Origin of the sequence: Okeania hirsuta (genome assembly GCF_003838195.1) — a bacterium.
Lineage (GTDB): Bacteria > Cyanobacteriota > Cyanobacteriia > Cyanobacteriales > Microcoleaceae > Okeania > Okeania hirsuta.
In genome coordinates this window covers 1-11,820 of record NZ_RCBY01000219.1, presented here as the reverse complement: position 1 = coordinate 11,820, position 11,820 = coordinate 1, and the positions used below count along the sequence as shown (strand labels likewise).

Sequence of the window (11,820 nt, the reverse complement as noted above, 5' to 3'; positions counted from 1 at the left end):
GAAGAAGGAGACAGGAGACAGGAGACAGGAGACAGGAGGAAAATTACATGGGGATAGTCAACGACCTGCCGCTCCGCGTCTACGCTCCCCCAAGTAATTTTGAACACCCCCGTTGACGGTGGGGTATTAAACCCACAAAGAAAATGATAAAAATAATTTAGAAAATAATAATTGTGATAAGTTTTGAGGACTTAAAATGTTGCACTTTCGGTATTCAACCTTAATCGATGCACCAGTTGAAGTTGTTTGGGAATTTCACGAACGTTCCGATATTCTGCAAATACTTACCCCACCTTGGCAACCGGTACAAGTCATTCGTCGTCAAGGTGGACTAGAAGTAGGGGCTATATCAGAATTTCAAATTTGGCTCGGTCCAATTCCTGTGAGGTGGGTGGCCCTACATACGGAATATGAAAAATATCGTCTGTTTACTGATGAACAAAAAGAAGGGCCAATGGATAGTTGGACTCATCGTCATCAATTTAGTGAAGAAGATGGTAAGACTAGGTTAACTGATGCGATCGCATTTTCTTTGCCTGGAGATTGGTTAGCAGAATCTGTTTTAGGTTGGTGGGTAGATTCTCGACTAGAGGACATGTTTCGGTATAGACATGATATTACAAAACGGGAATGCCAACAAAGTTAAAGTAATGGATTTATTTTCAGGTTTCCTACTATCAATTTGCTGTAGCTTCTTGTTTATTTGATATTGTAGATGTATCTGCTGCTAATAGAGGCGAACGTACAGATAAATAAATTAATGGACCTAAAAGTGGAACTAATGCTATCCAATACCACGGAGATTTTTTCATTCCTCGCCTGCTCATATCATCTCCTAATAAAGTGGGAAATAATAGACACAACAGACAAAAATCTAAACTCATTACATGAATAAATCTACTACTTTGCCACTGTTGAATAAAATCTTCCCAGTCACCATTTTTTAAACCGTATATTAGTAATAAAATTGTACCTACTGTTAAAGCAATTCCTAAAATTCGAGAATCTAAAATATTTAAAAATAAGTTCTTTTTTCCTGAAAATTTTGGATTAGGTTGACGCCATCCTAGATAGGGTAAAATAGCAAATGCTCCGACTCCAAATGATAATGTCGAGAATAACCATGCTGGTATTTTTTTTCCTCTGCCGTCAAAGAACATTAAACAACTGTAAATCAACGGCCATATGCCCATAATATTGAATAGAGATACAATTAATGGATTGATATTTTCCCATTGACCTGTTGACAATTTTTGGATTAATTCTAAGGTATCTGGTTGGTCAGGAGGTGCTAGCAGAAATGCGTAAGTGCTAAACCCAATCCAAAGTAACCACAAAGCTATTTTTTTTAACATAAGTTGTTTGGTAGTTGTTTAGTAATAAAATTTTTTTCTTGCTTTGTTGAAATGTCAAATTATTTGATGAAATATTATTACCGAAAAATTGTGGTCTAAAGTCTCCGGATAAAAAAAGAGAATATTCCTAATGTCAAGCCTCCCTATTGCAGGAAGTACAGTTAGCATGGCTCCTCCGTAGGAAGCTAACTGTTAACTGATAACTGAAATAACTGCCTGCTGATTTTGCAGCTTACTTCTAACTTATAACTTAATTGTCTAGTAAAAATATTGATTTCTTTTTAGATGCTAGAGGTTATAATTCATCCTCAAAAGACTCATTAAAAGATTCATTAATTAAGGTAAAAATCTGTCTAAAGCTGACTTTAAAGCTTCAACCTCAACATCAATATCTCCATCTTGAGTTGCCCGGGCAATACAATCAGATAAATGGTTATCTAAAACCATACGAGCTACTCGGTCTAAAGCACCACGAACTGCAGCTATTTGTACTAATACATCAGGGCAAGGACGACTATCTTTGATCATAGTTTTAATTCCTCTAACGTGCCCTTCAATTCTTGATAATCTATTCACGAGACGTTGTAGGGATTCTTCACTATGAACATGAGGATGAGCAGAAGAGTGATGGTTATGTTCCGAATTTGACTCTGTCTTGGCTTGATTATGAGGTAGCTGTTCTTTTTGTTGTTGCTGAGATACCACCATAGATTTTGAGTATAATATAGTTAAGATTAGGAGTATTATAACACTAATACCACTCAGTTAGTCAATGAAACTTTAATGCTATGAGATTGCGCAAATTTTCTCAAACAATTACCAAAATAACTTCTCAATTATTGGCCATTTTTATTGTTTTTACTTTCATAGTTACTTGTGTACCGACCCCACAAGCAATGGCAGCTTCAAGACTATTCCAAGGACTATCAAATCCTCAGTTATTAGCATTGCAAACTGCACCAGAAAATCTAAATACTAGAAGTAGTAATAGTTTTGTTACAGAGGCAGTCAATAAAGTAGGTTTAGCCGTAGTGAGAATTGACACAGAGCGACTAATTACCCGTCCCACTAATCCACTTCTTGAAGACCCTTTTTTTGACCGTTTCTTTGGTGGAGAGTTACGAATGCCACCATCTTCAAAAGAGTTATTAAAAGGTCAAGGTTCTGGTTTCATTATTGACTCTAAAGGAATCATTTTAACTAATGCTCATGTAGTAGATAAAGCTGACAAAGTTACTGTAAGTTTAAATGATGGAAGACAGTTTACTGGGGAGGTAAAAGGAACAGATGAAGTCACAGATTTAGCAGTAGTTGAAGTTGATACAAAAGGTGAAAATTTACCAATAGCAACTTTAGGTAATTCAGATTTAGTACAGGTAGGAGATTGGGCAATAGCAGTAGGAAATCCCCTAGGATTTAATAACACTGTTACTTTAGGAATTATTAGTACTTTGAAACGTCCTAGTTCAGCAGTAGGAATTCCTGATAAGAGATTAGACTTTATTCAAACTGATGCAGCAATTAATCCAGGAAATTCTGGGGGTCCGTTGTTGAACGATCGGGGTGAAGTAATAGGAATTAATACTGCAATTAGGGCTGATGCTATGGGTATTGGTTTTGCTATTCCTATTAATAAAGCAAAGGAAATTAAAGATTTATTAGCTCGTGGAGAACAAGTTCCTCATCCTTTTGTTGGTATTCAAATGATTACTTTAACTCCAGAAGTTGCTAAAGAAAATAATCGCGACCCTAATTCTGTTTTAATTTTGCCGGAGGTAACGGGAGTTTTAGTAACAAAAGTTTTGTCTGGTACTCCAGCAGAAAAATCGGGGATACGGAAAGGAGATGTAATTGTAGAAATTGATAATCAATCAATAATTAGTGCTGAACAATTACAGAGGAAAGTTGAAGATAGTGGTGTAGGTCAAAAATTGCAGTTCAAAATTCTGAGAAATGGTAGACAACAAGAACTATTTGTTGTGAGCGGACAAATGAATTATTAGTGAGGAGTCAGGAGTCAGGAGGGAAGGGAATTTATAAACCCGACTTCTTTGAGCTTGGCGATCGCCTATCGACCCAAAGTTAGAAGGTTAACTTACTCTGTTACCGCCTCCCAATGACAAATCGAATAATTTATTATATGATTAGGACTTACGCATGAGGTAGGAAAAACTAAATGAGAAATTGCTTTCCGTTCCGGACTGCTCCGCAAACCCTGTCGGTCGCAATGACGAAAAAACGTTTTACTGCGTAAGTCCTAATTATATCCTATTGAGCTGCTCTTAGGGCTCGTAGTTGGGCTTGATCCAGGCTATAGTGGGAAGGGACTAAAGCCCAACTACAAACAAAGGCTTTATTATAAATAATTACCCGAACATAGGAGCTAGTGTATAAAAAATATGAATAAAAATCCCACTATCGAAGGCATCTACGAAGTCTGTATAGGTATCACCGAAACCTTATCAATGATTCAATATTGGCAACAATTTGGCTATCGCATGGGGCAAACAGGAGAATTAACTGCTCCCACAGTGAAAAATTTATATGGAGTCAATTCTCATCTGCGCTCAATTCGACTCGAACATCAAAATGCCGACCATGGTTTGATTCGCCTGATGACTTGGGAAAACCCCACTAATGAAGGTTTAGAAATGACATCAATGAAAGTTTTGGGCAACCGTTGGGGGACAACCTTAACAGCAGATGTTTTGAATATTCTTAACCATGCTGAAGATGCTCAGTTAGCAGGTTTGCCAATTAAATATACTTTTCCTCAGTGGGAAATGATTTACAAAATGGATAAAGGTCGCCCGTTTATCGATCCGGTAGTGGGAGTGCGGGAAATGATGTTGCTGCAACCATTAACACGTCAGGTATTGTTTCAACGTTTCAATTATACAGTGCCCGAATATGGCAAAATTAATCATAACTCTACTTTGAACACTAGCCAATTTACCCATGCAGGTATGGTGGTGCAAGATGATAGCAAAGAAACATTGATGTTTTACGAGGATGTGTTAGGTTTGTTGCGGTCGCGGGATGATGATGAAACTACTTATGAAAGTTCACAAGCAGGTAGGCAAATTTTTGATTTGCAACCGGGGGAAAAGTTTAGAGTTACAACTTTTGACGATCCACGCTCCTCAATAAACTGGCAGGAGGCACGCTCTGGCAGAATGTATATTATTCGATTTCCTGAAGCAATGAAGTTGAAAAGCTGTTTTGAATATTCGCGACCTGGTTGCTTGGGAATGTCTTTGTATACTTATCGAGTTAATAATATAAAATATTATTTTGACCGAGTTAAAAATTCAGCAGCAACTGAAGTTACAGATATTGTTGATAACGAATTTGGCGAACAAAGTTTTTCTTTTGTCGCCCCTGATGGTTATTTCTGGAATTTAGTTAGTAAGTAGTGGTGTGACACACCTAAAATGTTGCAATAGTAGCGGCGGGTTCCACGTTAAATTAATGAGTCTTAACCAATTAGATAAACCCGCCCCTACCCCAATAATCGCCCCGCACAAAATTAGGTGTGTCATTCCAGTAGGAGTCCTCATGAGTCAAGAGTCAGGAGGGAAGAAGGGAGAGGAGGAAAATTAGAACGGGAGCAAGATGCTCTGTACCATTACAATCCACCACTACCACCACTGTAGGGACGTTCCATGGAAGGTTCCTACAACGTTTTGCTTGTGAAGATGTGGTTCATCAATTTTAAAAGTGCTGTAAATAGGGTTTGCTGAAAAAGTCTTATGGGTGAGGGTAGGAGTCAGGAGTCAGGATAAATGGGAATTGCAAAGGATGTAGTTGGAAGAATTGTCCCTTAATTTTTCTGCCCAACTCTTGCACAAAATGCTAATACGCATGAGCTTTCTTAACCGAAAAGCTGGCATTTTTTTTCAACCCAATAATACTGAAACCTTTACATTTCTGGGCTTTGATAGTTAATCAGCAAGCCCTAAATAATCACAGAGGTGGCTAAAAGTGAATAACGAATGAGTGCGCCATTCGATTTTTCTGGCGTTGCGACTATAAACCTCTCCCCACACTCCCTATCTCCCCACATTCCCCTCCTGGGAGGGGCGAGGGGTGGGTCCTACTCTCCCAATCTCCCTTCCGCATTATTAGTGAGGTGTACCAATTTGAGAAAAGATATACTGGAGTTAATCATCATTACATTTGTGAGTTTTACCATTAACTCTCAGTCCACAACATGAAACTAATCACATTACATCTTTGTCCTCTGATGAGCTTCGTGTCTCTATTGGGAACAGTAGCTCTTCCTGCTTATAGTCAACCTATTACTCCGGCAAATGACGGTACAGGAACTACCGTAAATCAAAATGGCAACCAATTTAATATTCAAGGCGGTACTCATAACGGCACTAACCTCTTTCACAGCTTTGGTAAATTTAACCTCAACTCCGGTCAAACAGCAAACTTCATCTCCACCCCAAACACCCGTAATATTCTTGGCAGAATTACAGGTGGAGACCCTTCTAGAATTAATGGCTTAATTCAAGTTATAGGCGGTAATTCCAACCTTTTCTTAGTGAACCCTGCCGGAATCATGTTCGGCCAAAATGCCAGTCTCAATATTCCTGCTTCCTTCAGCGTTACTACTGCCACAGGTATAGGTTTCAACAGTAATAATTTCTGGTTTCAGGCAATAGGAACAAATGATTACTCGAACTTAGTAGGCGACCCCAGTGGCTACAATTTTAATGTCTCAAACCCAGGCGCAATAGTTAACGAAGGAAATTTAAGTTTAAATCCTGGAAAAGACTTAACTTTAGCAGGTGGCACAGTTATTAACACAGGTGAACTATCTACCGCAGGTGGTAATATCACCATCGCTGCAGTTAATGGTGGAGATACATTGAGAATATCTCAACTAGGCCATTTGTTGAGTTTAGATGTATCACCTACTTCTAATAATTTATCAGGACAGTCAATTACACCGATATTATTACCAGAATTATTGACAGGTGGTGACATACATCATGCCTCATCTGTGGTTATAAATGCTCAGGGTAATTTGGAATTGACCGATACAGCAGGAGTAGCGATCGCCTCTGGAAATATTGATGTATCAGATACCTCGACGAATGGAAGTGTTGGGGGACAGGTGAATGTGTTGGGCGATCGCGTAGCAGTTATCGATGCCAACATTAATGCCAATGGTTTAAATGGAGGGGGCACAATATTAATCGGAGGTGACTTTCAAGGTAATGGAATTGTTCCCAATTCTCAGCAAACTTTTGTTAACAATAACTCAATTATTTCTGCCGATGCTATTAATAATGGAGAAGGCGGTAAAGTCATAATTTGGTCGGATAATACGACTAATTTTTCCGGTAGTATTAGTGCTAAAGGCGGAGATTTTTTGGGGGATGGAGGATTTGTTGAAATCTCTGGAAAAGAAGAATTAATATTTGATGGAAGTGTTAATGTTACGGCAGCATTTGGAGAAGCAGGAACAATATTATTTGACCCTAAAAATATAATTATAGGAGAGTCAGAAAATAGCAACGAGTCACCGGAACAAAATGAAGCTGATAACGTCACACTTTCTTTAGAAGAATTAGAAGGTAAAATAACTCTTCAAGCTGATAATGATATAACTGTTAATGAAAGAATAGAAACTTCAGAATCAGTAGAATTAAAAGCTGGGCGAAATATAAATATCAATGCAGATATAGATACATCTCAAGGTAATAACAATATTTCTCTATTTGGTAACGACAATAGTGCAGATATTAATAATCGCGACCAAGGAGCAGGTTCGATTAATCAAAGAGAAGGTACAACATTAAATTCTGGTAATGGCGATATTACAATTAGACTAGGAAATTCAGGTACAAATGGCGATATAAATTTAGCTAATTTAACTACTACTGGTCAACTATCAATTAATGCTAACCAGGGGAATATTAGACAAGTTTCTCCTAACTCTTTAATTACTGCCGATAGAGCAATATTTAGAACTCAAAATTCTGGTGGCATAGGTTTAGCTGAAACACCTTTGCGAATAGATGTAAATAACTTAGAAGTATTGACAGGGGAACAAGGAGTATTTATTAATTCAATCAGTAATTTAACTATTGGTGGAGTTAGCGAAGAATTAACAGGAATTTCTACTAGAGGTGGCGGTAATATTGAACTAAATATTGATGGGAATTTTACTGCAATTGAAGAGGTAGTTACATCAGTTCCTGACAGGCAACCAGGAACAATTACTATTTCTAGTACTGGGAATATTGATACTACTCAAACCACACTTAAGTCAAATTCTGAATCAATTACAGGTGGCGATATTTCGCTCACTGCTGATGGCAATATTCAAATAGGAGATATTAATGCTTCTACCATGGGTAATGATAGAGGAGGGAATGTCACTATAAATAGTGGTGGTGAAACTGATACAACTGTGGGCAATATATTTTCGGCATCTTCTCAAGGAGATGGTGGGAATGTTTCTATCACCAGTCAGGGTAATATCGAAACTGGTCATATTGACTCTAGTTCAAATGGTAGTGGTAGGGGAGGCAATGTTACTATAAATAGTGATGGTGAAACTAATACGACTGCGGGCAATATATTTTCGGCATCTTCTCAAGGAGATGGTGGGAATGTTTCCATCACCAGTCAGGGCAATATCAAAACTGGTTATATTGACTCTCGTTCAGATGGTAGTGGTAATGGTGGGAATATTACTCTAAAAACTACAGGTGGTAATGTTGATACCAGTAGTGAAGAATTAGCATCTTTTTCCGTTAGGGGAAATGGGGGAAATGTCAGCATTACCAGTAATGGCGACATCAAAACAGCAGATATCTTTTCTTCCGCAGGCGATCCATTAGATATAGAGGGAGACTTAGCAAATTTATCACCATTCGAGACAGATAACACTGACTCAAATAAAACTCAGAATACAAACGGTAGTGGGGGAGATATTACCCTGAAAGCAGAAGGTTTTATTGATACTAGCAAAGGAACTATCGAATCATTTTCTCGTTTAGGGGGTGGAGGTAGTATCAGCATTACCAGCAAAGGCGATATTACTACGGGGGAAGTTTTTTCCACTGCTGGAGACCCTGATGTAGGTAACTCTGTAGATAATAACCCTACAAAAATACAGACAGAAATAAATAGTAGCAACAGTGGTGATATTACTATTGAAAGTAAAGAAGGGGCAGTAACTATCACAGCAGAAATAGATACTGTTGGCGAAGCAGGAAATGCTGGAGATATTACTATCAAAGCTTTTGGAGATATTAATACTGAAAGTATTGAATCAAGGACAGGTGGTGGTGAAGGTGGAGATATAACTATTGAAAGTATAGGTGGTACGATTGATACTATTGGAACTGGCACAGAAACAGCAGGAATATTTTCTGCTTCTATTAATGGAGATGCAGGAAACATTACCATCAAGAATAATGGGAAGTTGACCACAGGTAATATTGACTCCACTTCACTGAATGGTAAGGGTGGAAATATTAACCTAGAAAGTACAACTGGAAATGTTGACACCAGTCTTGGTAACATAGCTTCTCTGTCAGAAACTGGAAATGCTGGAAGTGTAACTATCAAAAGTCAGGGCAATATTAATACAGGTAATATTGATTCCCAGACACAAGGAGGTCAGGGTGGAAACATTAGTATTGAAAGTACAGGTGGTAGTATTGAAACCTTGGGAACAGACCAAGATGTAGCAGGAATATTTGCTGATTCTGAGGAGGGAAATGCTGGAAATGTTACCATCACAAGTAATGGCAATTTGATTACAGGTAATATTGATTCCCGCTCAACTAATGGTCAAGGTGGCAATATTACTCTCAAAAGTCTTGCCGGAAATATTGATACCAGTGCTGCTGAAGTCAGATCTTCTTCCCGTAGGGGTGATGCGGGAACAGTGAGTCTTACCAGTCAGGGCAATATTACAACAGGAAGTATCCTTTCTTTTGCAGGTCGAGGAACAGATGAATTGGAAGATTCAGAAGATTCATCTCAAAACGAGAGTGGTAGTAGTAATGGGGGAGATATTACCCTGAAAGCAGGAGGAACTATTGATACTACCGCAGGAACTAATGATCGATCTAAGTTAGAGTCATTTTCTCGAGAAGGTTTAGGTGGTAATATTACTCTGGAAGCTAAGGGTGAAATTACTACAGCTAAAATACTTTCTACCGCAGGCGACCCCCAAGCAAGTAACCCTGAAGATAATGGTGATATTACACCCCTAACAGAAACAGAAATAAATCAGCGCAGCAGTGGTAATATCCGCATTGAAAGTATGGAAGGTGCAGTAACTACTACAGAAGAAATAAATAGCTTTGCCACTTCTGGTAATGGTGGTAGTGTAACTATTAAAAGTCGTGGCAATTTAACAATAAGTGATATTAACTCCCGTTCAGATGTTAATGGTCGGGGTGGTAATATTACTCTCGAAAGTACAGATGGAAATATTGATACAACTAATGGCGATCGCGGCATATCTTCTTTTTCAGAATTAGGAAATGCTGGAGATGTGACTATTACCAGTAATGGCAATTTGACCACGGGTGATATTGACTCTCGTTCCAAAGGTAGCGGTCAGGGTGGCAAAATTACTCTCGAAAGTACAAGCGGAAATGTTGAGACAACAAATGGTGAATTATCTTCTTTTTCCGAATCAGGAAATGCTGGAGGTGTTACTATTACCAGTAGTGACAATTTGACCACAGGTAACATTAACTCTACTTCAAAAGGCAGTGGTCAGGGTGGCAAAATTACCCTCGAAAGTACAAGCGGAAATGTTGAGACAACAAGTGGTGAATTATCTTCTTTTTCCGAGTTAGGAGATGCAGGAGATGTAACTATTACCAGTAATGGTGATTTGACTACAGGTGATATTAACTCTAGTTCAAGAGGCAGCGGTCTAGGTGGCAATATTACTCTCGAAAGTATCACCGGAAATATTGATACAACAAGTGGTGAATTAGAATCTTTTTCACGTTCAGGAGATGCTGGAGATGTGACTATTACCAGTAGTGGCAATTTGACAACAGGTGACATATTTTCCTCAAGTGGCAACCCACGAGATTCAAACAACGAGGATAACTCGTCAGAAGATGTATCTGTATCAGAAGAAAACCCACAACAAACAGATAATTCTAATCCTGGAGAAAATACCGGAGGTGCCGGAGGTAGTATTACTCTAATAGCTGAAGGTGATATCAATACTACAGCAGGACTCATCGAGTCATTTTCTCGTCAAGGAGAAGGGGGCGATATTAGTCTCGAAGCTAAAGGTAATATTACTACAAATGAAATCATTTCCTCCGCAGGAGACCCAGAAAATATTCCACCTAAAAGGGAAAATACAGAAAACACCAACACTACTCAGTCTGAGGTTGAATCAGAAACAGGTAGTCCAGGGGGCGATATTACCATCCGGAGTATTGAGGGTAACGTAACAACTCAAGGAGAACTCATTTCTTATAGTAATCAAGGAAATGGAGGTAATGTTCGTATTATCAGTAACGGCGATGTTAATACTGCTGGTATTGACTCCCGCTCTGATAACAGGGGTCGTGGTGGTACTATTTCGATCCAAAATCAAACAGGTAGCATTGAAACTACCGGTGGTGAGTTAGCTTCTTCCTCCAGAACAGGTGATGGCGGTAATGTAGAGATTACCAGTACGGGTAATATTATAATAGAAACGATTTTTTCCGAGTCGGAAGGTGATGGTAATGGTGGAGATGTGACTATTACAGTGAACGGCAATATCCAAGTAGGAACTATTGAATCATTTGCTGGAGGTAGTGGTAAAGGTGGAAATATATCTATTACTGCAGATGGCGCAATAGATGCTAGTATTGGCGAATTAATCTCTAGTTCTCAAACAGGGGAAGGTGGAAACATTACTCTCAGTGCAACAGGAGATATTAGTACTGGTTTGATCGAAAGCTTTAGCGGTGCAGGAGCAAGAGGTGGTAATATTACTTTGGAAACAATTAATGGAAATATTGATACCACTGTTGGATTTTTAGGTGAAGAGGCAAATATTCCTACTGATGCGGATGTATCTTCAGAAGATGTGGCAACTATCTTTGAGCAGGAACGCGCCAACCTGAGTTCCTACGCTCCAGAGGGTACTGGAGGCAATATTGTGATTATTCAGCGGGGTCAAGGAGAGATTACCACTAGCAATATTAGTTCTTTTGGCGGGGAAAGTAGTGGAGCTGTTAATATCAGCAACAATGACGGCAATATTAACACGGGTGTAATTTTTTCCACTGCTATTAACGGTACAGGCGATCGAATATCTATTGAAACTCTGAATAACGGCGACTTAAATATTAATCATATTGCTACTTATTCTACTGCTGATGATGGTACTGGGGGTCAGATAAAATTGAATGCTAGTGGTACTGTCAATATTAATAACGTAGCATCCTTTGGCAATGCAGGTAGT

Annotated in this window: 6 protein-coding genes; 4 read left to right on the top strand and 2 right to left on the bottom strand. The window is 38.7% G+C overall.

Annotated features, from left to right (window positions below; all coding sequences use genetic code 11):
* The first annotated feature begins 196 nt into the window (after window positions 1–196).
* Window positions 197–646: an SRPBCC family protein gene (locus D5R40_RS25540; protein ID WP_124147472.1), complete on the top strand. Its 450-nt coding sequence runs from the start codon at window positions 197–199 to the stop codon at window positions 644–646.
* A 31-nt stretch (window positions 647–677) separates the two neighbouring features.
* Here the strand turns inward: D5R40_RS25540 and D5R40_RS25535 are convergent, their stop codons facing one another.
* Window positions 678–1,355 (bottom strand): DUF2834 domain-containing protein, encoded by a 678-nt coding sequence (locus D5R40_RS25535; protein ID WP_124147471.1) that lies wholly within the window; start codon window positions 1,353–1,355, stop codon window positions 678–680.
* Between the two features lie 336 nt (window positions 1,356–1,691).
* A complete protein-coding gene (locus D5R40_RS25530; RefSeq protein WP_124147470.1) occupies window positions 1,692–2,063 on the bottom strand; it encodes a metal-sensing transcriptional repressor in 372 nt (123 codons plus the stop codon).
* Between the two features lie 80 nt (window positions 2,064–2,143).
* On the opposite strand from D5R40_RS25530, the gene D5R40_RS25525 reads away from it, so the two are divergent.
* The 3 genes from D5R40_RS25525 to D5R40_RS25515 form a co-directional block, all read left to right on the top strand.
* Window positions 2,144–3,358, top strand: coding sequence for an HhoA/HhoB/HtrA family serine endopeptidase (locus D5R40_RS25525; protein ID WP_124147469.1), 1,215 nt, complete (start codon window positions 2,144–2,146; stop codon window positions 3,356–3,358).
* A gap of 396 nt (window positions 3,359–3,754) precedes the next feature.
* Window positions 3,755–4,771 (top strand): VOC family protein, encoded by a 1,017-nt coding sequence (locus D5R40_RS25520; RefSeq protein ID WP_124147468.1) that lies wholly within the window; start codon window positions 3,755–3,757, stop codon window positions 4,769–4,771.
* Between the two features lie 797 nt (window positions 4,772–5,568).
* Window positions 5,569–11,820 (top strand): two-partner secretion domain-containing protein (locus D5R40_RS25515; protein WP_124155420.1); only part of this gene is annotated, 6,252 nt, incomplete at its 3' end.

Coding starts and splice junctions, on each gene's coding strand:
- D5R40_RS25540 (WP_124147472.1), top strand. CDS start 197: ATGTTGCACTTTCGGTATTCAACCTTAATCGATGCACCAGTTGAAGTT.
- D5R40_RS25535 (WP_124147471.1), bottom strand. CDS start 1,355: ATGTTAAAAAAAATAGCTTTGTGGTTACTTTGGATTGGGTTTAGCACT.
- D5R40_RS25530 (WP_124147470.1), bottom strand. CDS start 2,063: ATGGTGGTATCTCAGCAACAACAAAAAGAACAGCTACCTCATAATCAA.
- D5R40_RS25525 (WP_124147469.1), top strand. CDS start 2,144: ATGAGATTGCGCAAATTTTCTCAAACAATTACCAAAATAACTTCTCAA.
- D5R40_RS25520 (WP_124147468.1), top strand. CDS start 3,755: ATGAATAAAAATCCCACTATCGAAGGCATCTACGAAGTCTGTATAGGT.